The organism is Oryzihumus sp. (assembly GCF_054325275.1).
In genome coordinates this window covers 1-24,294 of the sequence record NZ_JBTCWL010000046.1, presented here as the reverse complement: position 1 = coordinate 24,294, position 24,294 = coordinate 1, and the positions used below count along the sequence as shown (strand labels likewise).

Annotated in this window: 18 protein-coding genes; 7 read left to right on the top strand and 11 right to left on the bottom strand. The window is 72.2% G+C overall.

What is annotated here, in order from left to right; translation table 11 throughout:
• The first annotated feature begins 21 nt into the window (after positions 1–21).
• Positions 22–1,284: an HRDC domain-containing protein gene (locus tag ACXVGS_RS12770; protein ID WP_458532141.1), complete on the top strand. Its 1,263-nt coding sequence runs from the start codon at positions 22–24 to the stop codon at positions 1,282–1,284.
• A 27-nt stretch (positions 1,285–1,311) separates the two neighbouring features.
• On the opposite strand, the gene ACXVGS_RS12765 is transcribed toward ACXVGS_RS12770, so the two are convergent.
• Positions 1,312–2,169 (bottom strand): alpha/beta fold hydrolase, encoded by an 858-nt coding sequence (locus ACXVGS_RS12765; protein WP_458529963.1) that lies wholly within the window; start codon positions 2,167–2,169, stop codon positions 1,312–1,314.
• 133 nt (positions 2,170–2,302) lie between these two features.
• Between ACXVGS_RS12765 and ACXVGS_RS12760 the strand changes: the two genes are divergently transcribed.
• The 6 genes from ACXVGS_RS12760 to ACXVGS_RS12735 all read left to right on the top strand — a co-directional run bounded on the left by ACXVGS_RS12760 (position 2,303) and on the right by ACXVGS_RS12735 (position 11,572).
• The gene (locus ACXVGS_RS12760; RefSeq protein WP_458532142.1) at positions 2,303–3,520 is read left to right on the top strand and encodes a thiolase family protein; all 1,218 of its coding nucleotides are present in this window, start codon (positions 2,303–2,305) and stop codon (positions 3,518–3,520) included.
• Positions 3,520–5,643 (top strand): 3-hydroxyacyl-CoA dehydrogenase NAD-binding domain-containing protein, encoded by a 2,124-nt coding sequence (locus tag ACXVGS_RS12755; RefSeq protein WP_458529965.1) that lies wholly within the window; start codon positions 3,520–3,522, stop codon positions 5,641–5,643. Before ACXVGS_RS12760 ends, ACXVGS_RS12755 begins: the two co-directional genes overlap by 1 nt.
• Before the next feature lie 166 nt (positions 5,644–5,809).
• Positions 5,810–7,339 carry a helix-turn-helix domain-containing protein gene (locus tag ACXVGS_RS12750; protein ID WP_458532144.1) on the top strand — a complete coding sequence of 510 codons (1,530 nt, stop codon included), beginning with the start codon at positions 5,810–5,812 and terminating at the stop codon, positions 7,337–7,339.
• Positions 7,340–7,434: 95 nt separating this feature from the next.
• Entirely contained in the window at positions 7,435–8,217 is a 783-nt protein-coding gene (locus ACXVGS_RS12745; protein WP_458537016.1) for a 3-hydroxybutyrate dehydrogenase, read from the top strand.
• A gap of 100 nt (positions 8,218–8,317) precedes the next feature.
• Positions 8,318–9,670 carry an MFS transporter gene (locus tag ACXVGS_RS12740; RefSeq protein ID WP_458529968.1) on the top strand — a complete coding sequence of 451 codons (1,353 nt, stop codon included), beginning with the start codon at positions 8,318–8,320 and terminating at the stop codon, positions 9,668–9,670.
• Positions 9,671–9,715: 45 nt separating this feature from the next.
• Positions 9,716–11,572: a helix-turn-helix domain-containing protein gene (locus tag ACXVGS_RS12735; protein WP_458529969.1), complete on the top strand. Its 1,857-nt coding sequence runs from the start codon at positions 9,716–9,718 to the stop codon at positions 11,570–11,572.
• On the opposite strand, the gene ACXVGS_RS12730 is transcribed toward ACXVGS_RS12735, so the two are convergent.
• The 10 genes from ACXVGS_RS12730 to acnA form a co-directional block, all read right to left on the bottom strand.
• Positions 11,556–12,512, bottom strand: coding sequence for an alpha/beta hydrolase (locus ACXVGS_RS12730; RefSeq protein ID WP_458533686.1), 957 nt, complete (start codon positions 12,510–12,512; stop codon positions 11,556–11,558). The genes ACXVGS_RS12735 and ACXVGS_RS12730 overlap by 17 nt on opposite strands.
• 199 nt (positions 12,513–12,711) lie before the next feature.
• The gene (gene dxs, locus ACXVGS_RS12725; RefSeq protein ID WP_458537015.1) at positions 12,712–14,595 is read right to left on the bottom strand and encodes a 1-deoxy-D-xylulose-5-phosphate synthase; all 1,884 of its coding nucleotides are present in this window, start codon (positions 14,593–14,595) and stop codon (positions 12,712–12,714) included.
• A 58-nt stretch (positions 14,596–14,653) separates the two neighbouring features.
• Positions 14,654–16,753, bottom strand: coding sequence for a glycogen debranching N-terminal domain-containing protein (locus ACXVGS_RS12720; protein WP_458537014.1), 2,100 nt, complete (start codon positions 16,751–16,753; stop codon positions 14,654–14,656).
• Positions 16,754–16,857: 104 nt separating this feature from the next.
• The gene (locus ACXVGS_RS12715) at positions 16,858–17,079 is read right to left on the bottom strand and encodes a hypothetical protein (protein WP_458529973.1); all 222 of its coding nucleotides are present in this window, start codon (positions 17,077–17,079) and stop codon (positions 16,858–16,860) included.
• A 23-nt stretch (positions 17,080–17,102) separates the two neighbouring features.
• On the bottom strand, positions 17,103–17,468 hold the full coding sequence (locus ACXVGS_RS12710; protein WP_458529974.1) for a hypothetical protein: 366 nt from the start codon (positions 17,466–17,468) through the stop codon (positions 17,103–17,105).
• Between the two features lie 80 nt (positions 17,469–17,548).
• The gene (locus ACXVGS_RS12705; protein ID WP_458529975.1) at positions 17,549–18,835 is read right to left on the bottom strand and encodes a sugar ABC transporter permease; all 1,287 of its coding nucleotides are present in this window, start codon (positions 18,833–18,835) and stop codon (positions 17,549–17,551) included.
• Positions 18,832–19,638 (bottom strand): ATP-binding cassette domain-containing protein, encoded by an 807-nt coding sequence (locus tag ACXVGS_RS12700; protein ID WP_141788368.1) that lies wholly within the window; start codon positions 19,636–19,638, stop codon positions 18,832–18,834. Before ACXVGS_RS12700 ends, ACXVGS_RS12705 begins: the two co-directional genes overlap by 4 nt.
• A gap of 10 nt (positions 19,639–19,648) precedes the next feature.
• Positions 19,649–20,737 (bottom strand): ABC transporter substrate-binding protein, encoded by a 1,089-nt coding sequence (locus ACXVGS_RS12695; RefSeq protein WP_458529976.1) that lies wholly within the window; start codon positions 20,735–20,737, stop codon positions 19,649–19,651.
• Positions 20,738–20,853: 116 nt separating this feature from the next.
• Positions 20,854–22,032 (bottom strand): ROK family protein, encoded by a 1,179-nt coding sequence (locus ACXVGS_RS12690; RefSeq protein ID WP_458529977.1) that lies wholly within the window; start codon positions 22,030–22,032, stop codon positions 20,854–20,856.
• A gap of 186 nt (positions 22,033–22,218) precedes the next feature.
• Positions 22,219–24,294: aconitate hydratase AcnA (acnA, locus tag ACXVGS_RS12685; protein ID WP_458537013.1), on the bottom strand; the 2,076-nt coding region annotated here is incomplete at its 5' end.

Sequence of the window (24,294 nt, the reverse complement as noted above, 5' to 3'; positions counted from 1 at the left end):
TCCATCGCCTAGGTTGGGGACGTGAACACCGGATCCACCGAGCCCGCCGAGGACGTCACCGAGGACGTCACCCAACCCGTCCTGACACCGCTCGAGCATCCTGCCGACGGGGTCCCCGACGTGGTCGTCGACGAGCGTCGGCTGGTCGAGGCGGCACAGGCCCTCGCGGGCGGCTCCGGTCCGCTGGCGATCGACGCCGAGCGCGCCTCGGGCTACCGCTACGGCCAGCGGGCCTACCTCGTCCAGTTGCGCCGCAAGGGCTCGGGCACGTGGCTGATCGACCCGATCGCCTGCCCTGACCTGTCCCCGGTGGCCGAGGCGATCGCCGACGTCGAGTGGGTGCTGCACGCCGCCACCCAGGACCTGCCTTGCCTGGCCGAGGTGGGGCTGCGCCCGGCCCGGCTGTTCGACACCGAGCTCGGCGCCCGGCTGGTCGGCCTGCCCCGCGTGGGCCTCGCCGCCGTCGTGGAGCACTACCTCGGCCTGAGCCTGGCCAAGGAGCACTCCGCCGTCGACTGGTCCACCCGGCCGCTGCCGGAGCCGTGGCTGCTCTACGCCGCCCTCGACGTCGAGGTGCTCGTGGAGGTCCGCGACCACGTCGCCGCCGACCTCGAGGCCCAGGGCAAGACGGGTTGGGCGATGGAGGAGTTCGACGCCCTCACCCGTTTCACCGGCCCCCCGCCCCGGGTGGACCCGTGGCGGCGCACGTCAGGCATGCACAAGGTTCGCAACCGCCGCACCGCCGCGATCGTGCGCGAGCTGTGGCAGGAGCGCGACGCCATGGCGGTCGAGCGCGACGTCTCCCCCGGCCGCGTGCTGCCCGACGCGGCGCTGATCGAGGTCGCGCTGAGCGCTCCGGCCACGGCCGAGGACCTGCCCAACGGCCACCCCGGCCGGCTGGCCCGGCGCAACTCCCGCACCTGGCTGGGTGCCGTTGCCAAGGCCAAGCGGATCCCCGAGCACGACCTGCCGTTGCTGACCCTCAAGGCGGACGGCCCTCCGCCGGCACGGTCCTGGGCCGACCGCGACCCGGTCGCGGCCGCCCGCCTGGCTGACGCCCGGGCAGCGATGGCCGCGTTCGCCCATGAGCACTCCGTGCCGGTGGAGAACGTCCTGTCCCCCGACTCACTGCGCCGGGTGCTGTGGACGCCGCCGGAGCCGGCGACCGAGGCGTCGCTGCGCGAGGCGCTGACGACGCTCGGCGCCCGGGGGTGGCAGTGCGACATCGCCGTGCCGATCATCGAGGCGGCCATCGCCGCACACCCCGCGGAGGACGTCGGCTGACCCGCCGGCGCCACCGTTGGCCCGGGCTCAGCTGAGGAAGCCTGCGAGCGCCCGGGCGAGGTCCGCGGGGTTCTCCTCCGCCATGTGGTGCCCCGACTCGATCGCGTGCCCCCGCACGTCGGGTGCCCAGTCCCGCCAGATCCGCACGGGGTCACCGTGCAGGTCCTCGAGGTCGTCCCTGCTGGACCACAGCACCAGGGTGGGGCAGCGCACCACCCGGCCGGCGGCACGGTCGGTCTCCTCGTGCTCGCGGTCGACCCCCAGCCCGGCGCGGTAGTCCTCGAGCATGGCGCGCACGGTGTCCGGGTCGTGGATGGCCGCCCGGAACTCCGCGAACGCCTCGGGCCCCATGTGCTCCGCGGTGGCGGAGTACCACGCGTCGGGATCGGCCAGGATCGCCCGCTCGGGCTTGTCGGGCTGCGCGAAGAAGAACCAGTGGTACCAGTCGTGGGCGAACCGCGCGTTGACGCGGGACAGGTGCTCGGTGATCGGTATGCCGTCGAGGGCCGCCAGGCGCGTCACCGCAGCCGGGTGGTCCAGGGCCAGGCGCAGCGCCACCAGGGCGCCGCGGTCATGCCCGGCCACGGCGAACTCCTCATGGCCCAGCCCCCGCATCAGGGCGAGCAGGTCCCCGGCAACGGCTCGCTTGGACTGCTGGCTGTGCTGCGGCAGCACCGGTGCGCACGAGGACTGCCCGTAGCCGCGCATGTCGGGGCATACGACGGTGAACCCCCGCTCCACCAGGCGGGGCGCGACTTGGTGCCAGGTGGCCCCGGTCCGCGGGTGGCCGTGCACCAGCAGCACCGCCGGCCCCGCCCCACCGTGACGCACCCGCAGCTCGACCTCGCCGACATCCACCCGTTCGTCCCTCAGCCCCGCGAACATGGGCGGAGCCTAGGAGGGTGACGGCTCTCACGCCATGGGTGCGATGTCTCGCCTTGTTACCCGCGAGTAGCATCGGCGGTGCCCGGGGGACACACCCCCGGGTTGACCAGACCCCGCTCCCAGGGAGGCACCCGTGCCCCGCACACTGCGTGAGGTCGTCTTCGTCGATGGCGTCCGTACGCCGTTCGGCAAGGCCGGCGAGAAGGGCATCTACGCCCAGACGCGCGCCGACGACCTCGTCATCCACTGCATCCGCGAGCTGCTCCGCCGCAACCCCGACCTCCCGCCGGAGCGCGTGGAGGAGGTGGCCCTCGCGGCCACCACGCAGATCGGCGACCAGGGCCTGACCCTCGGGCGCGTGGCCGGCCTCCTGTCCGGCCTGCCGAAGACCACCCCGGGCTACTCGGTGGACCGCATGTGCGCCGGCGCCATGACCGCGGTGACCAACACCGCCTCCAGCATCGCCTTCGGTTCCTACGAGGTCGCCATCGCCGGCGGCGTCGAGCACATGGGCCGCCACCCGATGGGTGAGGGCGTCGACCCCAACCCGCGCATCGTCGCCGAGAAGCTCGTCGACCCCTCCGCGCTGGTCATGGGCTCCACCGCCGAGAACCTGCACGACCGCTTCCCGCAGCTGACCAAGGAGCGCTCCGACGCCTTCGCCGTCGGCAGCCAGAACAAGCTCGAGAAGGCCTACGCCAACAACAAGATCCAGCCCGACCTGGTCCCCGTCGCCACCCGCCACGAGGAGCTCGGCTGGGGCCTGGCCACCGTCGACGAGCCGCCGCGCCCCGGCACCACCATCGACAACCTCACCGGCCTGAAGACCCCGTTCCGCCCGCACGGCCGGGTCACCGCCGGCAACAGCGCCGGCCTCAACGACGGCGCCACCGCGTGCATCCTCGCCTCCGAGGAGGCCGCCCGGGAGCTCGGCCTGCCGGTGCGGATGCGCCTGGTCGGCTACTCCTTCGTGGGTGTCGAGCCCGAGGTCATGGGAATCGGTCCGGTCCCGGCGACGGAGAAGGCCCTCAAGCAGGCCGGCCTGACCATCGAGGACATCGGCCTGTTCGAGCTCAACGAGGCGTTCGCGGTGCAGGTGCTCGCGTTCCTCGACCACTTCGGCATCGCCGACGACGACCCGCGCGTCAACGAGTACGGCGGCGCCATCGCCACCGGTCACCCGCTCGCCAGCTCCGGCGTGCGCCTGATGACCCAGCTCGCCCGCCAGTTCGAGGAGCACCCCGAGGTCCGCTACGGCCTCACCGCGATGTGCATCGGCATCGGCATGGGCGGCGCGGTCATCTGGGAGAACCCGCACCACGCCGACTACGGCAAGGAGGACGCAGCCTGATGACTGCCACCGACATCGACTTCTCCGCGGTCTTCCCCGACGAGGTCATCACCCACACGCGGGTCCGCGACATCGACCTGCCCGGCGGCGCGGGCACCTTTGCCCTCATCACGCTGGACAACGGCTTCGACCACACCAAGCCCAACACGCTCGGCCCGGCCACCCTGGTCGGCCTGTCGAAGGCACTGGACGCGCTGAAGGTGCGCGCCGAGGCCGGCGAGATCGTCGGCGTGGGTGTCACCGGCAAGCCGTTCATCTTCGCCGTCGGCGCAGACCTCAAGGGCGTCTCCCACCTCACCGAGCACGAGCAGGCGCTGCTCATCGGCCGCCTCGGCCACGAGACGTTCGCCAAGCTCGAGGACCTGCCGGTCCCGACGTTCGCGTTCACCAACGGCGCAGCGCTCGGCGGCGGCGTGGAGGTCGGCCTGTCCTGCGACTACCGCACGATCTCCTCCGGCGTGCCGGTGTTCGCCCTGCCGGAGTGCTTCCTGGGCCTGGTGCCGGGCTGGGGCGGCTGCTTCAAGCTGCCCAACCTCGTCGGCGTCGAGAAGGCCCTCAAGGTCATCGTCGAGAACTCCCTCAACATGAACCGCATGCTCAAGGGCCCGCAGGCCTTCGAGCTCGGCGCCGCCGACGTGATGTTCGAGCCGGTCACCTTCCTCGAGGACTCCCTCGCCTGGGCGGCCGACGTCATCACCGGCAAGGTCACCGTGCAGCGACCCGAGGTCGACCGCGACGAGCAGAAGTGGGAGGCCGCCATCGCTGCGGCCAAGGGCTTCGCCGACCTCAAGACCGGTGGCGCGGCGCCCGCGCCGTACCGCGCCCTCGAGCTGGTCTCGCAGGCCCGCACCGCCACCCGCGACGAGGCGTACGCCGCCGAGGACCGGGTGCTCGCGGACCTCATCATGGGCGAGGAGCTGCGCGCGGGCCTGTACTCCTTCGACCTGACCCAGAAGCGCGCGAAGCGCCCGGTCGGGGCACCGGACAAGTCCCTGGCGCGGAAGGTCACCAAGGTCGGCATCGTCGGCGCCGGCCTCATGGCCAGCCAGCTCGCGCTGCTGTTCATCCAGCGCCTCGAGGTGCCGGTCGTCATGACCGACCTCGACCAGGAGCGCGTGGACAAGGGCGTCGCCTACGTGCACGCCGAGGTCGACAAGCTGCTCGGCAAGGGCCGGATCGGCCACGACAAGGCCAACCGTCTCAAGGCGCTCATCACCGGCGCGACGAGCAAGGAGGGCTTCGCCGACGCCGAGTTCGTCATCGAGGCCGTCTTCGAGGAGATGTCGGTCAAGAAGAAGGTCTTCGCCGAGGTCGAGGCCGTGGTCTCCCCCGAGGCGGTCCTCGCGACCAACACCTCCTCCCTGTCGATCACCGAGATGGCCAAGGACCTGAAGCACCCCGAGCGGGTCGTGGGCTTCCACTTCTTCAACCCGGTGGCGGTCATGCCGCTGCTGGAGATCGTCAAGGGTGAGGCGACCGACGACACCACGCTCGCGACGGCCTTCGCCACCGGCAAGGCGCTGAAGAAGACGACGATCCTGGTCAAGGACTCCCCCTCGTTCATCGTCAACCGCCTCCTCGGCCGCTTCATGGGCGAGGTCGCCAAGGTCGTCGACGAGGGCACCCCGATCGAGGTGGCCGACCGGGCCTTCGCCGGCCTCGCGCCGATGCCGCCGTTCATCCTGCTCGGGCTGGTCGGCCCGGCGATCGCGCTGCACAACAACGAGACCCTGGCCCGGGCCTTCCCCGAGCGCTTCTACGTCTCGGAGAACCTGCGCCGCATCGTCGAGGCGAAGAAGGCGGCTATCTACATCTGGCCCGAGGGCAAGCCGGTCGTCGACCCCGAGGTCGAGGCGCTGTTCGAGAAGCCGGCCGACCCGGTCGTGCTCACCACCGAGCAGGTCCGCGAGCGGGTGCTCTCCGTCCTCGCAGAGGAGGCCCGCCTCATGCTCGACGAGGGTGTGGCCGCAGGCCCGCAGGACATCGACCTGGCCATGATCACCGGCGCCGGGTTCTCGTTCTGGAACGGTGGCCTGACCCCGCTGCTGGACCGCACCGGCGTCGCCGAGAAGGTCACCGGCCAGCGCTTCCTGCCCCAGGGCGTGGCCAGCGTCCCGGCCTGACCCCCGCACCGCCACGCGTGGCCGGCCTACCCCCCAGGTATGCCGGCCCCGCGCCTGTCCGGGGCACCCGCACGTTGACGGCGGGCGGTATGTGGTGATTACCTCGCAGAGGTCACCCCTGGCGACGCGGGTCGCTGGTATCTCACATGTGATCTACACTCGGTGCATGAGCGAGGACTACCTGGCCCGGATCGGCACCCTCATCCGAGACGCCCGCCGCCACAAGAGCATGACCCAGAACGAACTTGCTCTTGCACTGGGCACCAGCCAGAGCGCCGTGGCCCGGATCGAACAGGGCAAGCAGAATCTCAGTCTTGAGATGCTCGCGCGCATCGGCGAGTGCCTCGACTCCGAGTTCGTCTCCCTCGGCCACTCCGGCGCCCAACACCTGCGCATCGTCGGTGGCACCAAGCTCTCCGGTGCCATCGACGTCAAGACCAGCAAGAACGCCGCCGTCGCGCTGCTGTGCGCGTCCCTGCTCAACCGCGGCCGCACCACGCTGCGCAACCTCGCGCGCATCGAGGAGGTCAACCGCATCCTCGAGGTGCTGACCAGCATCGGGGTCAAGGCCCGCTGGCTCCCGGACAGCAACGACCTCGAGCTCGTCCCGCCGCCCCGCCTCGACCTCGCCGGCATCGACGTCGACGCCGCGCGGCGCACCCGCACGGTGATCATGTTCCTCGGGCCCCTGCTGCACGAGTACCCCGAGTTCCAGCTGCCCTACGCCGGCGGCTGCGACCTGGGCACCCGCACGGTGGAGCCGCACATGAGCGCCCTGCGCCCGTTCGGGCTCAACGTCACCGCGCACAGCGGTTTCTACGAGGCGCGGGTCGACGGCGACGTGACCCCCGGCCGGCCGATCGTGCTGACCGAGCGCGGCGACACCGTGACCGAGAACGCGCTGCTGGCCGCCGCCCGCCACGAGGGTGTGACGGTCATCCGCAACGCCTCCCCCAACTACATGGTCCAGGACCTGTGCTTCTTCCTGGAGAAGCTCGGCGTGCGGATCGAGGGGATCGGCAGCACCACGCTCACCGTCCACGGCCGGCGCGAGATCGACGTGGACGTGGAGTACTCCCCCTCCGAGGACCCGATCGAGGCGATGAGTCTGCTCGCGGCGGCGGTCGTCACCGAGTCCGAGATCACCATCCGCCGGGTGCCGATCGAGTTCCTCGAGATCGAGCTGGCCCAGCTGGAGCTCATGGGGATGAAGTACGACATCACCCCGGAGTACCGCTCGGCCAACGGGCACACGCGCCTGGTCGACCTGACCACGATCCCCGGCCCGCTCGTGGCGCCCACGGACAAGATCCACCCGATGCCGTTCCCCGGCCTGAACATCGACAACCTGCCGTTCTTCGCGATCATCGCCGCGTGCGCCGAGGGCACCACGATGATCCACGACTGGGTCTACGAGAACCGCGCCATCTACCTGACCGAGCTGACCAAGGTCGGCGCGCGCGTGCAGCTGCTCGACCCGCACCGCGTGATGATCGAGGGCCCGACCCGCTGGCGCGCCACCGAGGTCATCTGCCCGCCGGCGCTGCGCCCGGCCGTCGTCATCCTGCTGGCGATGCTGGCCGCCCCGGGCACGTCGGTCCTGCGGAACGTCTACGTGATCAACCGCGGCTACGAGGAGCTGGCCGAGCGCCTCAACGCCCTCGGCGCCACGATCGAGACCTTCCGCGACATCTGAGCAGGGGGGCGGGAGTCGGCCACACAGCTCCCCGATGAACTGTGTGGCCGGCACACACGGCACGGCGTGGTGAGGCGGTCCTAGCCTCGGGCCTCATGCCGCACGACGCCTCCTCACCGAACCCGCCCGCCGACGCCTCCCTGCGGGGCCGGACCGCCCTGGTCACCGGCGCCGCGAGCGGTATCGGCGCGGCGTGCGTCGAGCGCCTCGCCGCGGCCGGGGCCGCTGTCGTGGCGGTCGACCGGGACGAGGCCGGCCTGAAGCGGTTCGCGCAGCTGCCCGCGGTCGAGCCCGTCGCCTGCGACCTGGCCGACCTCGACGGCATCACCGACCTGCCCACCGCGGTCGACATCCTCGTCAACAACGCCGGCGTGCAGCACGTCGCGCCGATCGAGGAGTTCCCCACCGAGCGCTTCGACCTCATCCTGGCGCTGATGCTGCAGTCCCCCTTCCGCCTCATCCGGCACGTGCTCCCCCACATGTATGCCGGCGGCTGGGGTCGCGTGGTCAACGTCTCCAGCGCGCACGGGCTGCGCGCCAGCGCGTACAAGTCGGCCTACGTCAGCGCCAAGCACGGCCTCGAGGGCCTGTCCAAGGTCGTCGCCCTCGAGGGCGCCGCCCACGGCGTCACGAGCAACTGCGTCAACCCGGCCTACGTGCGGACCCCGTTGGTGGAGAAGCAGATCGCCGACCAGGCGGCCGCCCACGGCATCGAGGAGTCCGAGGTCGTCAACGAGGTCATGCTCGCCCCGGTCGCCGTCAAGCGGCTGATCGAGCCCGAGGAGGTGGCCGACCTCGTCACCTTCCTGTGCGGCCCTTCGTCGGCGTCCATCACCGGCGCCGCCTACACGATGGACGGCGGCTGGACCGCCCAGTGAGGACCCCGGGTGGCCGGGGACCTTCGAAGGACCCGGCCACCCGGCATACCGCACCACCGTTCTGCACCACCCTCACCACCCACCCACACCAGGAGCCAGCATGGCCAGCACCCTTGTGTCCGAGACGACGACGGGGCGCAGATCCCCGATCGCGCGGATCGTCGGCGCCAGTCTGATCGGCACGACCGTCGAGTGGTACGACTTCTTCCTCTACGGCGTCGCCGCCGCGGCGGTCTTCCCCCACGTGTTCTTCCCGAACGCCAAGGACCCGCTGCAGGCCACGCTGCTCAGCTTCGCGACCTACTGGATCGGCTTCGTCTTCCGGCCGCTCGGCGGGCTGGTCTTCGGCCACTTCGGTGACCGCCTCGGGCGCAAGAAGCTCCTGGTGCTCTCCCTGCTCATGATGGGCATCGCGACCTTCGGGATCGGCCTGCTGCCGGGCTACGCCCAGGTGGGCGCGCTGGCACCGGTGCTGCTGACCGTCCTGCGCTGCGTCCAGGGCTTCGCCCTCGGCGGCGAGTGGGGTGGTGCGGTCCTCATCGTCTCCGAGCACGGCGAGCCCGGCCGGCGAGGCTTCTGGGCCTCCTGGCCGCAGGCGGGTGCCCCCGCCGGCCAGCTCATCGCCAACGGTGTCCTGGCGATGCTGGCGATCTTCCAGGACGACGCGGCGTTCCTGTCGTGGGGCTGGCGCATCCCGTTCCTGCTCTCGGCGGTGCTGGTCATCATTGGCCTGTGGGTGCGCCTGCAGGTCGAGGAGTCCCCGCTGTTCAAGGCTGCGCGTGAGCGGGCCGACGTGCGGGCCTCCGAGGGCACCGTCGACAAGCTGCCGCTGCTGGACGTGCTGCGCCGCTACCCCCGCGAGATCCTCACCGCCATGGGCGCGCGCATGGCCGAGAACGTCGCCTACTACATCTTCACCATCGTCATCACGACCTACGTGGTCGAGCAGCTGAAGCTGCCGAAGTCGTTCGCGCTCAACGCCGTGCTCATCGCGGCCGCGATCCACTTCTGCACCATCCCGATGTGGGGCGCGCTGTCCGACCGTATCGGCCGCAAGCCGGTCTACCTCATCGGCGCCGTCGGAGTCGGGGTGTGGGCGTTCGTCTTCTTCGCCATGCTCAACACCAAGAGCTTCGCGCTCGCGGTCATCGCGGTCATCGTCGGGCTGCTGTTCCACGGCGCGATGTACGGCCCGCAGTCGGCGTTCTTCGCCGAGCTGTTCGGCACCAAGGTCCGCTACTCCGGTGTCTCCATCGGCTACCAGCTGGCCTCGATCATCGCCGGTGGGCTGGCGCCGATCATCGCCGTGGACCTGCTGGCGAGCTACCACAGCGGCAGCGCGATCGCGGTCTACGTCGCGATCTGCTCGGTGATCTCCGTAGTGGCCGTCCTGTCCTACCGCGAGACCCGGCAGCGCGACCTGGCCACGATCACCAAGGGTGAGGTCGCCTGACCGTCCCCCACGGCGCCGGCGCGGGGCTGCCTAGGATCGGGCGTGATGTCCACTCCTGCAGACCCCGCGCTGACGCTGCTCACGCTCCTCGCCTCCGGGGCGTCGGCCGCCGAGCTCTCGGCCGTCGACGCCCCGGAGGCGCGTGCGCTGGCCCTCCGGGTGCGGGCCGCGTTCGACACCCGGCGCCGGCGTGAGGCCGAGCTGAGCGCCCTCGTCGAGACGGCCCGCGACCTGGCCTCGATGCGTGACCCGGCCGGAGTCCTCGACGCGATCGTGCGTCGCGCCCGCGCCCTGCTGCAGACCGACGTCGCCTACCTGACCCTCGCCGACCCGGAGGCGGGCGACACCTACATGCGCGCCACGGACGGCTCGGTCTCGGCGCGGTTCCAGACCGTCCGGCTGAGCCTCGGCGCCGGGCTCGGTGGCCTCGTGGCGTCCACCCACATGCCGTACTGGACGGCCGACTACCCCCAGGACCAGCGGTTCCGGCACACCAAGACGATCGACAGCGCGGTCGGTGACGAGGGGCTGGTCGCCATCTGCGGCACCCCGCTGCTGGTCGAGGAGCAGTTCGTCGGCGTCCTCTTCGCGGCCAACCGCTCGCCCCGTCCGTTCAGCCACGACGAGGTGTCGCTGCTCGGCTCGCTGGCCGCCCTGGCGGCGGTGTCTATCGTGACCACGCGCGCGGCCGCCGAGACGGCCGAGGCACTGGCCGCGCTCTCCGAGGCTCACGACGTCGCCCGGCGGCACGTCAGCGGCGTCGAGCGGGCTGCCGCGGCGCACGACCGGTTCGCCGAGCTCGTCCTGCAGGGCGGCGGCGTCGACGACATCACCGCCGCCCTCGTGGAGCTGCTCGGCGGCTGGGCCGTGCTGCTGGACCCCGAGGACACCCGCGTCGGCACCGCCGGCCGGTCCGCGCCCCGCCCTGCCGCGGGCGGCTCCCCCGACCCCCTCGCCGGCGCATCGGCGGTCCGGGCGACGCACGCTTCCGGCCGCCTGGCCTCCGAGGACGGCGTCTGGGCGGTCAGCGTCACCGCGGCGCACGAACGGCTGGGCACCCTCGTCGTCGGCGGTGTCGGCCGGCTCGACGAGGCCGACGAACGCACCCTCGAGCGCGCCGGCGTGGTGAGCGCCCTGGTGCTGCTGTTCGAGCGGGCCGCCGTCGACGCCTCGTTGCGGGTCGTCACCGACCTGGTCTCCGACCTGGTCAGCGGCCGGGGCGACGCCCCGGCGCGGCAGACCCGTGCCCGGGCCCACGGCCTGGACCTGACCACACCGCACTGCGTGCTGGTCGTCAAGGGCCGCGAGGGCGAGTCGCGGCGGGCACTCGTGCTCTCGGCCCAGGCAGGCACCGGCCCGGGTTCGGTCGTGGGCGAGCACGACGGCGACGTCGTGGCGCTCGTGCCGTCCGAGGACCCCGATGCGGCGGCGACCCACCTGGCCACCCGGCTCTCGCGCAGCGCGCCGGTCACCGTGGGCGCGGCCGGCCCGGTCCGCTCGGTCGAGGAGCTGCCCGCCGCCCACGCCGAGGCGCGGCGCACGGCGGCGGCACTGGTCGCGCTGGGCCGCCAGGGCGCCGGCGCCTCGACGGAGGCGCTCGGCTTCGCCGGCCTGGTGGTGGGTTCCGACCCGGACGTGGCCTCCTACGTCGCGCGCGTCCTGGGGCCGGTGTCCGCCTACGACGCCCAGCGCGGCAGCGAGCTGGTCAAGACGCTGGAGACCTACTTCGCGGCCGGGTCCAGCCCGCGGCACGCCGCGACGGCCCTGCACGTGCACGTCAACACGGTCGCTCAGCGGCTGGAGCGCGTGGCCACCCTGCTCGGGTCCGACTGGCAGCACCCCGACCGGGCGCTGGAGCTGCAGCTGGCGCTGCGGCTGCGCCGGCTCATGCCGGCTGGCTGACCAGCTGCCGCTGCACCGCCGCCGTGACCGCCTCGACCCCGTCCGGGCCGAGGATGACCGAGTAGTGGTTGACGTCCCCGACCCCGGTGACCCGCACCTGCTCGGGCACACCAAGCGCCGCCAGACGCTGCTCGTCGTACAGGCCCTGGGGCTCGTCCATCAGCCCGCGCTGCGCCCACAGGAGCTCCACCGGCACCCCCGCGGCCACGGCCGTGCCGACCGCGGCGTGCACTTCCGGGGAGGCCAGCAGGTGACGGCCGTCGGCGCGGACCGCGTCCAGGATGCAGGAGCTCACCAGCTCCGGACCGTCCTGGACGAGGTCGTGGCGCAGGTAGCGGTGCAGCGTCGCCGCGCCGACCGGGTCGGCGAGGATGGCCGCCATCGCGGGGTGCGGCTCCCAGAAGGCCAGGTAGGCCTCCTCGTCCGCGAAGCGCATGGACAGCCGTTGCATCGCCGGCCCGATGACGGCGGTCAGGGCCGCGTCGATGTCGGTCTCGGCTGGGCCCGGCAGGGACAGGCCACCGTCGACGAGCACCGCCGCGCGGACCCGGTCGGGGTGGCGCGCGGCCGTCAGGGCCGCGACGAACGCGCCCATCGAGTGCCCCAGCAGGACCACCTCCCGGGCACCGAAGGCGTCGGCTACCCCGATGACGTCCGCCACGTGCGCGTCGAGCCCCCAGGGACCGGTGATGTCCCGACTGCAGGCCCGGCCGCGCAGGTCGGGTGCCAGCACCCGCGCCGAGCCCGGGCCGAGGCGGTCCCCGAGGGCGTCGGCCACCATCCGCCAGGACAGGGCATTGGCGGTGATGCCGTGCATCGCGATGACCAGCGGCCGGTCCTGCTCGCCACGGCGGGGTTCGCCCTGGGGCAGGGTCAGGTCGTGGACGCCGAGCGACCCGCCGGGCCGGTCGATGCGGTACTGCGGCTCCACCTCAGGCACGGTGCCCTCCAACTCGTCTCGGCGAGGGCCGGTCCGCTCGGTGCCGGCCCCGTGCCGCCAACCTAGGTCAGGGACGGCGGACATGCTCTGGCAGCGGGCACCACAACGCCGCGCCTCCGATGTGTGCTCCGCCCACTGGCCGCGACGGGGCGCGCCCTGGACCCGCCGGGAGCGGCCGGCCCGGCTCAGCTGTCCCGGCTCAGCCGGCGGTGTGCCCGAGCCGTGCCGCGAGCGCCGTGGCGATGGCGTCGGCGGTCAGCCCGACCTCCTCGAGCAGCTGCGAGCGGGACGCGTGCTCGAGGAACCGCTTGGGGATGCCGTGGCAGTGCACGGGCTGGGACAGCCCGGCCTCACGCAGGGCGCGGGTGACGGCCGACCCGATGCCGCCCTCGACGAGGTTGTCCTCGATGACGGCGACCGCGCCGGCCTGCCGTGCGGCGTCGACGACGTCGTCACTGACCGGCAGCACCCAGCGCGGGTCGACGACCCGGACGCTGTGCCCCTGGGCCTCGAGCTTGGCGGCGACGCCGAGCGCGGTGGGGGCGAGGGACCCGACCGACACCAGCAGGAGGTCGACCGGCTCGCGGCCGGCGGGGCCGTGGAGCACGTCCACGGTCCCCCACTGCTCGGTGGCCACCACCGGGTCGGCGACGTCGCCCTTGGGGAAGCGGATGACGGTCGGGGCGTCGGACACCTCGACGGCCTCGCGCAGCTGCCGGCGGACCTGGTCGCCGTCACGCGGGGCAGCGAGGCGCAGCCCCGGCACGATGTTGCCCAGCGTCATGTCCCACATGCCGTTGTGCGAGGCCCCGTCGCTGCCGGTGATGCCGGCGCGGTCGAGGACGAACGTCACGCCCGCCTGGTGCAGCGCGCAGTCCATGAGCAGCTGGTCGAAGGCCCGGTTGAGGAACGTGGCGTAGACCGCGACCACCGGGTGCATCCCGCCGAACGCCAGGCCCGACGCCATGGTGACGGCATGCTGCTCGGCGATGCCCACGTCGAAGACCCGGTCGGGGAACTTCGCCGCGAAGCCGTCGAGGCCAACCGGGATGAGCATGGCCGCGGTGATCGCCACCACGTCGGGCCGGCGCTCCCCGATGGCGCACATCTCGTCGTTGAACTCATCGGTCCAGATGCGCCCGCCGGCCTCGAACGGCAGACCGGTCTCGGGGTTGATGACGCCGACGGCGTGGAACTGGTCGGCCTCGTCCTCGATCGCGGGCTGGTAGCCGCGGCCCTTCTGGGTGATGACGTGCACCAGCACCGGCCCGCCGTACGCGCGGGCGCGCCGGAACGCGTGCTCGAGCGCGGTCTCGTCGTGCCCGTCGACCGGGCCGAGGTACTTCAGCCCCAGGTCCTCGAACATGCCCTGCGGGGCGACGATGTCCTTGAGGCCCTTCTTGACGCCGTGCAGGGTCTCGTACATCGCAGAGCCCACCACCGGCGTGCGCGACAGGGTGTTCTTGCCCCAGTCCAGGAACCGCTCGTAGCCGCGCGTGGTGCGCAGCGTGGCCAGGTGGTCGGCCAGGCCGCCGGTGGTCGGGGCGTAGGAGCGCTCGTAGTCGTTGACGACGATGACCAGGGGCAGGTCCTTGTCCGCGGCGATGTTGTTGATCGCCTCCCACGCCATGCCGCCGGTCAGCGCGCCGTCACCGATCACCGCGACGGTGTGCCGGCCCCGCTCCCCCTTCAGGCGTCGCGCCTTGGCGATGCCGTCGGCCCACGACAGGGCGGTCGAGGCGTGGGAGTTCTCGACCACGTCGTGCACGGACTCGGCGCGGCTCGGGTAGCCCGACAGGCCGCCCTTCTTCTTGAGCTTGCTGAAGTCCTGCCGCCCGGTGAGCAGCTTGTGCACGTAGGACTGGTGCCCGGTGTCGAAGACGATCGCGTCGCGTGGGGAGTCGAACACCCGGTGCAGGGCGATGGTCAGCTCGACCACGCCGAGGTTGGGGCCGAGGTGGCCACCGGTCTTGGAGACCTCCGTCACCAGGAAGTCGCGGATCTCCGCGGCCAGCTGAGGCATCTGCTCCGCGGGCAGCGCCCGCAGGTCAGCAGGGCTGGAGATCGTCTGCAGCACACCCACGATGGAAAACAGTCCTTCCGCACACACGGCTCGAGTCGATCGAGTCTAGTTGTTCCCCTCAGGCGACGGTGATGGCCACCTCCGAGGGTGCCCCCAGCACCTCGGTGGTGCCATCGGCCAGACAGCGCACCCCGAAGCGGTGGCCGACGAAGCGCAGCCCGTGCACGGTCATCGCCCCGTATGCCGCGGGGCGGGCCGGGCGCAGCACGAGCCGCCCGGCGGGAGCGTCCGGCTCGAACCCCAGCGCGACGGTCAGCAGGGCGGCGGCGGAGGCCGCCGACCACGCCTGGGGCCGGCAGGACGCCGGGTAGGGGGCGGGCCGGTCGAGCACACCGGACCCGGCATACAGCTCTGGCCAGCGGTAGCCGAAGGGCACCGCGGCGGCCAGCAGGCTGCGGCCCACGGCCACGGCCGGGTCGCGGTGGCCCTCGCGGACCATGCCGAGCGCGCAGATCGCGGTGTCGTGGGTCCACACCGAGCCGGTGTGGTAGCCGATCGGGTTGTAGCCCCCGTTGTCGGTGGCGAGAGTGCCGATGCCGTAGCGGCCGAGCATCGTCGGCCCGGACAGGGTGGCACTCACCCGGGCCGCCTCGTCCGGGTCCAGTGTGCCGGTGCCGAGGACGTGGCCCATGTTGGACCCGACGCCGTCGACCAGGGCGCCGTGCCCGTCGACCGCGATGCCCAGGTAGGGCCCCTCGGCGCCCTCGGCCCAGTACCGCTGCCGGAACCGGGTGCGCAGCCCGTCGGCCCAGGCCCGCAGCTCGGCGGCGCCGTCCTGCCCGAACGCGTCGAACAGCGTGGCCGCCGCGTCGGCCGCCTCCACGGCGTAGGCCTGGGCCTCGACCAGGGCGATCGGGCCGTCGGCGACCCGGCCGTCGCGCCAGCGCACGGAGTCGGCGGAGTCCTTCCAGCCCTGGTTGGCCAGGCCGGTGCCGGTGGTGTCGAGGTACTTCAGCAGCCCGTCGTCGTCGGGCGCGGCGTGCTCGGTCAGCCACCGGGTCGCGGCCCGCAGGTGCGGCAGCAGGGCCACCACCTCCGCCTCGGGGAGGCCCCAGAGCCACGCGTCGTGCAGCAGGCTCACCCACAGCGGCGTGGCGTCGATGGTGCCGTAGTAGACCGGCGGCAGCGCCAGGCCCTTGACCTCGTCGACGTATGCCGTGCGGCGCACCTCGTGCGGGATCTTGCCGGGGGCCTGCGCGGAGACGGCGTCGAGGACGGTGCCCTGTCGCCGGGCCAGGGCGCGCAGCGTGCCGCCGGCCAGGGTGGTCCCGAACGGCAGCGCCATGCGCGCCGCCCAGAGCGAGTCGCGGCCGAAAAGCGTGAGGTACCAAGGCGTCCCGGCGCCGGCGTAGACGTCCGCGGGGGCCTGCGGGTCGGTCAGGGTGAGGTGCCGCAGGTCGGTCATCCCCATGGCCAGCGCCGGCCCCAGCCGCGGGTCGTCGGCCTCGACGGCGACGTCGTCCCAGTCCAGGCGAGCGGCACCGCCGTCGGCGTCCAGCCCGGAGGTTCCCCGCCGGGCCACGAGGAGCGTGAGCGTGACGGTGGCGCGGTCCCCCGGGGGGACCTCCAGTGGGAAGGAGGCGACGGCGCCGTGCGCACCCGCCGAGAGCTGCGACGGTGCGGGGTCGAAGGAGACGACGACCTCGTGGTCCTCGTCGCCCCAGGTGACCTGCCCGTCCCGCACCATCGCCGGCAGGGGCGTCCCCTCGGCGATGCCGGACTTCACCCGGCTGATCGGCGCCGCGTCGCCGGCGAGGCGCACGAGCAGGTCGGCGACGACGGGGACATCGGCGCGCGAGCGCACCTCGACCTGCTCGCGGACCCCCTGGGCCACGACCTCCCGGCGGCGCAGGACCTCCACCGTCGGGTCCGACCCGGGGTTGCCCAGGTGACGGGCCGAGCCGAGGAACTCCGAGCGGGGCCCGGCGCTGGCCGCGGCGACCGGCGCCGTGGCCTGGTCCCCCAGCCGGATGTCCAGCACGGACAGGACGCGTCGGTCGTCGACGAACACGCCCTGGGCGCCGGCGCCCTCGACCTGGCCGGACGCGGCGGACAGCGCGGTGACGTTGCCGCTGACGCAGATGCTCAGGTCGTATAGCCAGGGCTGCTGCGGCTCACCCGGCCGGACGGGAGTGGCGGGTGCGGCGGGCTCGGGCATCGGGGCGCTCCTTGGGTGCGGTGACCGGCAACGGGCCTGCGGCGGCCGGGGCCACCAGCAGCCTGCCCACCCTCTCACCGGCGGGCCGGCCCGTCGCGACCTGCCTAGGAGCCGCTGTCGTCGCGGTCGCGCCGACGCGCGCGCAGCGTCCGCTCCCCCAGCACGTAGAGCGCCACGCCGCCGATGATGAGCACGATGCCCACGAAGGCCCAGAAGGCCACGCCGGACATGGCGCTGCCGCCGAGGACGCCGGTGCCCTGCAGGGTCCAGAGCAGGCCGACGAGGGCCACGAGCACGCCGACCGGCTTGAGCAGGGTGCGGTTCACCCCGCCATTGTCCCCCGCCGGCGTCACAGGCGCGGGATGAACCGCTTGCCCTGCATCGCCTCGTGCAGCAGCTCGGCGCTGCGCCGAGCGGCACGCAGCCGCACACCCTCGGCCTCGAGGTCGGCCAGCACCTGCTCCAGCGCCTCCGGGGTGAGGTCGTCGCCCAGCTCGACCCGCGCCTCGCGGTAGGCCTGGCGCATCGCCTCGAGCTGGGCGTCGACGTGGCGCACCGTCACCCAGGCGAGCGCGACCGGGTGCCGCCGCCACCCGGCATACCGGCGGTAGTCGGCGGGGCACTGGTCGAGCAGCCAGGACACCGCGGGCACCTGCCAGTCGGGGGTGCCCGGCGGTGGCACCTCGAGGGGCCAGCCGGGTGGGGTCGCGCGCACGCCACCAGTGTGGGGGCCGCCCCTGACACACCGAGGGGCCCGGCCGACTGGCCGGGCCCCTCGGTGGGACGGGTAGACGCTCAGGCGCGACCGTGGGCGGCGCGGCTGCGCCGGCTCAGCGAGTCGATCGTCACCGCGAGCAGCAGCACCGCACCGGTGACCATGAACCGGATCGAGGAGTCGAGGTTCAGCAGGCTCAGTCCGCTGGAGATCGACTGGATCACGATGATGCCCAGCAGCGCCGAGTACGCCGAGCCGCGACCACCGAAGAGGCTGGTGCCACCGATGACCGCCGCCGCGATGGCGTTGAGGTTGGTGTCACCGCCACCGCTGCTCTGGTTGACGGCTGCGAGCCGGCCGGCCGCGAGGATGCCGCCGATGGCCGCGAAGGTCGAGCACAGCGCGAAGATCGACAGGTAGATGCCGCGCACGTTGATGCCCGAGCGGCGGGCCGCCTCGACGTTGCCGCCCACCGCGAAGACCGAGCGGCCCCAGCTGGTGCGCCGCAACGCGATGTCCATGATCACGACGAAGACCACGAACAGGATGAACATCCACGACACGCCGCGGTCCTGGTTGAGCACGATGACCGGCACCAGCAGGACGACCGCCAGGCCGACCGCCCGCGCCACCAGCATCGTGGTCGGGGCCGTGGACAGGCCCGCCGCGGCCCGGCGAGAACGCGCCGCCAGACGGCTGCCGAGGTAGGCCAGCACGACGAGCGCGATGACGACGTAGGACGCGATCGGCGTCAGGAACTGCAGCTGGGCGAACTCGACGATCGGCGAGGTGAAGGGCAGGTTGAGCGAGCCCTCCTTGCCCAGGATGTAGAGCTGCAGGCCAAGGAAGCCGAGCAGGCCGGCGAGGGTGATGACGAAGCTCGGCACGCCGAAGCGGGTGTAGAGCGCGCCGTAGAACAGGCCGACGACGGTGCCGGTCAGCACGGCGGCGATGATGGCGAGGGGGAGCGCCCAGCCGTGCTGGGTGAGCCCGACACCGAGCACGGCGGCGGCCAGACCGCTCACCGAGCCGACGGACAGGTCGATCTCGCCCAGCAGGAGGACCAGCACGACGCCGATGGAGATGGTGCCGATCGCTGCGCTCTGCAGGGTCAGGTTGACCAGGTTGCGTGGGGAGAGGAAGTCCGGGTTCAGCGCCTGGAAGACGCCCCAGATGACGATGAGGCCGATGACGACCGGCAGCGAGCCGAGGTCGCCGCTGCGCAGCCGGGTGGTGAACACCGAGACCGCGCCGGAGAACCCGCGCGAGGCGATGAGCCGCTCGTCCTGCAGGTCGGCCGGCAGGGCGGCCTGCAGCTCCTCGGTCTCGGTGGACGTGGCCTGCTGGGGGCTGGATGAGGTGGTCACGACGTGCTCTCCTGCGGGGTGCGGCGGGCGGCTCGCTCCGAGACGGCGTTGGTGGTGGCGCCGGTGATCGCGGCGATGATCTCCTGCGAGCTGGTCTGGCTGACCTGGTAGATGCCGTTGTTGCGACCCAGCCGCAGCACGACGACCCGGTCGGCCACGGCCATGACGTCGGCCATGTTGTGGCTGATGAGGATGACGCCCAGGCCCCGCTCGCGCAGCCGCTCGACGAGGTTGAGCACCTCCGCGGTCTGCGCGACGCCGAGGGCCGCCGTCGGCTCGTCGAGCATGACGACCTTCGGCTCGCCGAGCAGCGACCGGGCGATGGCGACCGTCTGGCGCTGGCCGCCGGACAGGCTCGCCACCGGGATGCGGACCGACGGGATCTTGGCCGAGAGCTGGCGCAGCAGCTGCCAGGACTGCCGCTCCATCTCGACCTCGTCGAGCTGCCGGCGGTGCTTGAGCTCGCGACCGAGGAAGAGGTTGCCGACGACGTCGAGGTTGTCGCACAGGGCCAGGTCCTGGAAGACCGTGGCAATGCCGAGGTGCTGGGCCTCGGCCGGGCTGCCGATGTGGACCTGCTTGCCGTCGAAGCTCATGTGGCCCTCGTCGGGGCTGTAGACCCCGGCGATGGTCTTGACCAGCGTCGACTTTCCGGCGCCGTTGTCACCAACCAGCGCCACCACCTCACCGGCACGCACGTCCAGCTCGATGTCCTTCAGCGCCTGCACGGCGCCGAACCTCTTGGATACGCCTGTCATGGACAGGACCGTGTCGGTCGCTGCCGGTGAGGTGGTGGTCGTCATGGTTCCTTCCTCAGCTCAGGCCCGCGGCGGCGCACACCTTGGCGAAGTCGCCGGTGCAGATGGCGGTGACCGGGTAGACGCCGTCCTTGACGACGGTGTCCTTGATGTTGGCCTTGGTCACGGCCACCGGGATGAGCAGCGTGGACGGGGTGTTCTGGTAGGTGGTCTGCGACTGCGGCTTCTGGCCGTTGGCCAGCGCCACCGCCGCGTTGGCAGCGTCGGTGGCCTCGGGCTTGATCGCCTTGTAGACGGTCATGGCCTGGTCACCGGCGAGGATGCGCTGGATGGCGGCGAGCTCGGCGTCCTGGCCGGTCACCGGAGGCAGCGGGTTGACGCCGCCACCCTTGAGCGCGGCGATGGCGCCACCGGCGGTGCCGTCGTTGGCGGCGTAGACGCCGACCAAACCGGACTTGACCGCGGTCAGCTGGCTCTCCATCCAGGCCTGGGCCTTGTCCGGGCTCCAGTCGGGGGTGTCGTACTCGGCGGCGACCTTGTAGCCGCTGGAGTCGAGGACGCTGTGCGCACCCTTCTTGAATTGGCCGGCGTTGTTGTCGGTCGGCGCGCCGTTGATCATCACGATGTTGCCCGAGGTCTTGCCGGCCTTCTTCATGAGGTCGACGAGGGTCTGGGCCTGGAGCTGGCCGACCTTCTGGTTGTCGAAGGAGACGTAGTAGTCGACCGGGGCGCCCGCGATGAAGCGGTCATAGGCGATGACCGGGACCTTGGAGCCCTTGGCGCTGTTGGCGATCGAGGCCGCCGCCTTGCTGTCCACCGGGTCGAGGACGAGGACGTTGGCACCCTGCGTCAGCGCGGACTCAGCCTGCTGCTGCTGCTTGGCCGCGTCCTGGTCGGCGTTGGAGTAGATGATGGTGCAGGTCGGGCACTTGGCCTTGACCGCGGCCTCGAACAGCGGGCGGTCGAGCTGCTCGTAGCGGGCCGTCTTGGACTCCGGCAGGAGCAGCGCGATCTTCTTGGCGCCACCGGAGCTGGAGCCACCGGAGCTGGAGCTGCTGCTGCCGCTGCTGCAAGCCGCGACGGACGAGAGGGCCAGCCCGGCCGCGAGGCCGACGCCGGCGAGCCGGGCGATCGATGAAGTCATGGGGTCTCCTCGGACGTGGATGCCCGCCACGGTGTCGGGCTGAGGCTGATTCAAGACCCCGGCGCCGTTGGCGTCAAGGCTTGAATTCAATATGCCCGAAACGTGACCGAAACTTCTCAGCCGGCGACGCGCCGGGCCTCACTGTGGAGCTGTGCGGCGACAGCCAGGGCTCCCACCAGCTCGGCCTCCTCCCCGAGCTGCGCCCCGACAACCTCCACGCTAGCCGCGGCGGACGGGATTGCACAGCGATCAATGGCCTCTCGCAACGGGGAGAGCAGCACGTCACCGACCCGGGCGAGCTGCCCGCCGACGACGATGACCTCGGGGTTGAGCAGGTTGACCAGGCCCGCGGCCGCCACCCCGATGTGCCGGCCGGCGTCGGCCACCACGCGGCGGCACCCGGGGTCGCCCGCCTCGGTCCGGTTGAGCACGTCGCGCAGCGTCAGCTCGCCGTGCGAGACGGCCAGCGCGTCCAGCAACGCGCGCGACCCGACGAAGGTGTCGAGGCACCCGCGGTTGCCGCACCGGCAGACCGGGCCGTTCTCGTCGATGGTGACGTGGCCGATCTCCCCTGCCGTCCCCGCACTGCCACGGAAGACCTCGCCGTTGATGATGAGCCCGGCCCCGATGCCATAGGACGCCTTGATGTAGCAGGCGTTCTGCCGTCCCCGCAGGGAGCCCGCGCGCAGCTCCCCCAGGGCCGCCAGGTTGGCCGTGTTGTCCAGGTGAACCGGCACGCGCAGCCGCCCCGACATCTCCTGCGCCACCGGCACCCCGCGCCAGCCGGGCAGGACCGCCTCGGACCCGACCTCGCCGCTGACCGTGTCGACCGGCGCAGGCAGGCCGAACCCGGCCGCGGTCAGCCCGTCCATGCGCCCGCCGACCCGGTCGACGAGGTCCCCGACCAGGCGCGCGGCCCGCTCCATGCCCTCGTCCGCGTGGTGGTCGGCCGGCAGCGGCATCCGCTGGCGGCCCAGGATGTGCCCGGTCGTGTCGCTCACGGCCACCCGGATGTCCCGGTCGCCGAAGGCCACCCCAGCCAGCAGCCCCTCCCCCGCGGCCAGCGAGACCAGGACGGCGCGCCGGCCGCTGCGGACGCTCGGGGCGAGCGACACCACCGAGGCGGCGGCGAGCTCGCGCACGAGGTTGGACACCGTGGCCGGCGAGAGGCCCGTGACGCCCGCGAGCTCGACCTGGGTCAGGGCACCGTGCTGCTCCACCGCCTCCACCACGCGGGCCTTGTTGGCTTCACGCAGTGAAGTCTGGCTACCGGGGGCGCCCTGCGTTGGTTTCACGGCGTCAAGATAACCGCACGCCCCGCCCGGAGGACAGTCACCGCCGGGATTGGTATGCCGCACGGTCGGCACCAGGGTGCGCGCGCGACGGGCCGCGCCCACCCGGCATACCGTCGCGCAGCGGTGCGGACACGCGGACGGGCCCGGTCACCCGAAGGTGGCCGGGCCCGTCGCGGGGCGGTGACGTCAGCCGTTCACGAGGGAACGCAGGACGTACTGCAGGATGCCGCCGTTGCGGTAGTAGTCAGCCTCACCGGGGGTGTCGATGCGCACGACCGCGTCGAACTCGACGCTCTCGCCATCCTCCTTGGCGGCCACGACCTTGACGGTCCGCGGCGTGGTGCCGTCATTGAGGGCGGTGACGCCGGTGACCGAGAAGGTCTCGGTGCCGTCGAGGCCGAGGCTGTCGGCGCTCTCACCGGCGGGGAACTGCAGTGGCAGCACCCCCATGCCGATGAGGTTGGAGCGGTGGATCCGCTCGTAGGACTCGGCGATGACCGCCTTGACGCCGAGCAGGCGCGTGCCCTTGGCGGCCCAGTCGCGGGAGGAGCCGGAGCCATACTCCTTGCCGGCGAGGATGACCAGCGGGACGCCGGCCTCCTGGTAGGCGGCCGCGGCGTCGAAGATCGCGGCCTGCTCGCCGCCGGCGAGGAAGTTGCGGGTGAAGCCGCCCTCGACGCCGTCCAGCAGCAGGTTCTTCAGCCGGATGTTCGCGAAGGTGCCGCGGATCATGACCTCGTGGTTGCCGCGGCGGGAGCCGTAGGAGTTGAAGTCCTTGCGCTCCACGCCGTGCTCGGCCAGGTAGCGGCCGGCCGGGCTGTCGGCCTTGATCGAGCCGGCCGGGCTGATGTGGTCGGTGGTCACCGAGTCACCCAGCTTGGCCAGCACGCGGGCGCCCTCGACGTCCTCGACCGGGGCGATGTCCATGGACATGCCCTCGAAGTACGGGGGCTTGCGCACGTAGGTGGACTCGCCGTCCCACGCGAAGGTCTCACCCTCGGGCGTGGGCAGCGACTGCCAGCGCTGGTCGCCGGCGAAGACGTCGGCGTAGTCCGTGGAGAACATCTCCTTGTTGATCGAGGTCGCGATGGTGCGCTCGACCTCCTGCGGCGTCGGCCAGATGTCGCGGAGGAACACGTCGTTGCCGTCGGTGTCCTTGCCCAGGGCGTCGGTCTCGAAGTCGAAGTCCATCGTGCCGGCCAGGGCGTAGGCGATGACCAGCGGCGGCGACGCCAGGTAGTTCATCTTCACGTCCGGGTTGATCCGGCCCTCGAAGTTGCGGTTGCCCGAGAGCACCGAGGTGACCGCGAGGTCGTTCTCCTGCACCGCGGCGGAGACCTCCTCCGGCAGCGGGCCGGAGTTGCCGATGCACGTGGTGCAGCCGTAGCCCACCAGGTGGAAGCCCAGCTTCTCCAGGTAGGGGATCAGGCCGGCCTTCTCGTAGTAGTCCATGACGACCTTGGACCCGGGGGCCAGGGAGGTCTTGACCCACGGCGCCGAGGCCAGGCCCTTGTCCACGGCCTTCTTGGCGAGCAGCGCCGCCGCGAGCATGACCGAGGGGTTGGAGGTGTTGGTGCAGCTGGTGATCGAGGCGATCGCCACGATGCCGTGGTCGAGCTCGACCTCCTGGCCGCCGGCCAGCGCGACCGTCACCGGGCGCGAGGACCGGGTGGAGCCGTCGCCGGTCAGGGCCGGGGCGGAGCCGCCGTTGGCGGGGCTGTCCGGGGTGGGCGGGTCGCTGGCGGGGAAGCTGTCGCCGAGGACGTCGTCACCTTCGCGGTGCTCGACGTACTCCGGCAGCACCTTGCGGAAGGAGGTCTTGGCGTCCGTGAGCGCGATGCGGTCCTGCGGGCGCTTGGGGCCGGCGATGGAGGGCACGACCGTGGACAGGTCGAGCTCGAGGTACTCGGAGTACTTCGGCTCCACGGTGGCGTCGTGCCACAGGCCCTGCTCCTTGGCGTAGGCCTCGACCAGGGCGACCGACTCCTCGGAGCGGCCGGTGAGGCGGAGGTACTCGGTGGTGACCTCGTCGATCGGGAAGATCGCGCAGGTCGAGCCGAACTCCGGGCTCATGTTGCCAATGGTGGCGCGGTTGGCCAGCGGCACCGCCGAGACGCCCTCGCCGTAGAACTCGACGAACTTGCCGACGACGCCGTGCTTGCGCAGCATCTCGGTGATCGTCAGGACGACGTCGGTGGCCGTTGCGCCCGAAGGGATCTGGCCGCTGAGCTTGAAGCCGACGACGCGCGGGATGAGCATCGA

Coding starts and splice junctions, on each gene's coding strand:
- ACXVGS_RS12765 (WP_458529963.1), bottom strand. CDS start 2,169: ATGTTCGCGGGGCTGAGGGACGAACGGGTGGATGTCGGCGAGGTCGAG.
- ACXVGS_RS12755 (WP_458529965.1), top strand. CDS start 3,520: ATGACTGCCACCGACATCGACTTCTCCGCGGTCTTCCCCGACGAGGTC.
- ACXVGS_RS12750 (WP_458532144.1), top strand. CDS start 5,810: ATGAGCGAGGACTACCTGGCCCGGATCGGCACCCTCATCCGAGACGCC.
- ACXVGS_RS12745 (WP_458537016.1), top strand. CDS start 7,435: ATGCCGCACGACGCCTCCTCACCGAACCCGCCCGCCGACGCCTCCCTG.
- ACXVGS_RS12740 (WP_458529968.1), top strand. CDS start 8,318: ATGGCCAGCACCCTTGTGTCCGAGACGACGACGGGGCGCAGATCCCCG.
- ACXVGS_RS12735 (WP_458529969.1), top strand. CDS start 9,716: ATGTCCACTCCTGCAGACCCCGCGCTGACGCTGCTCACGCTCCTCGCC.
- ACXVGS_RS12720 (WP_458537014.1), bottom strand. CDS start 16,753: ATGCCCGAGCCCGCCGCACCCGCCACTCCCGTCCGGCCGGGTGAGCCG.
- ACXVGS_RS12700 (WP_141788368.1), bottom strand. CDS start 19,638: ATGACGACCACCACCTCACCGGCAGCGACCGACACGGTCCTGTCCATG.
- ACXVGS_RS12695 (WP_458529976.1), bottom strand. CDS start 20,737: ATGACTTCATCGATCGCCCGGCTCGCCGGCGTCGGCCTCGCGGCCGGG.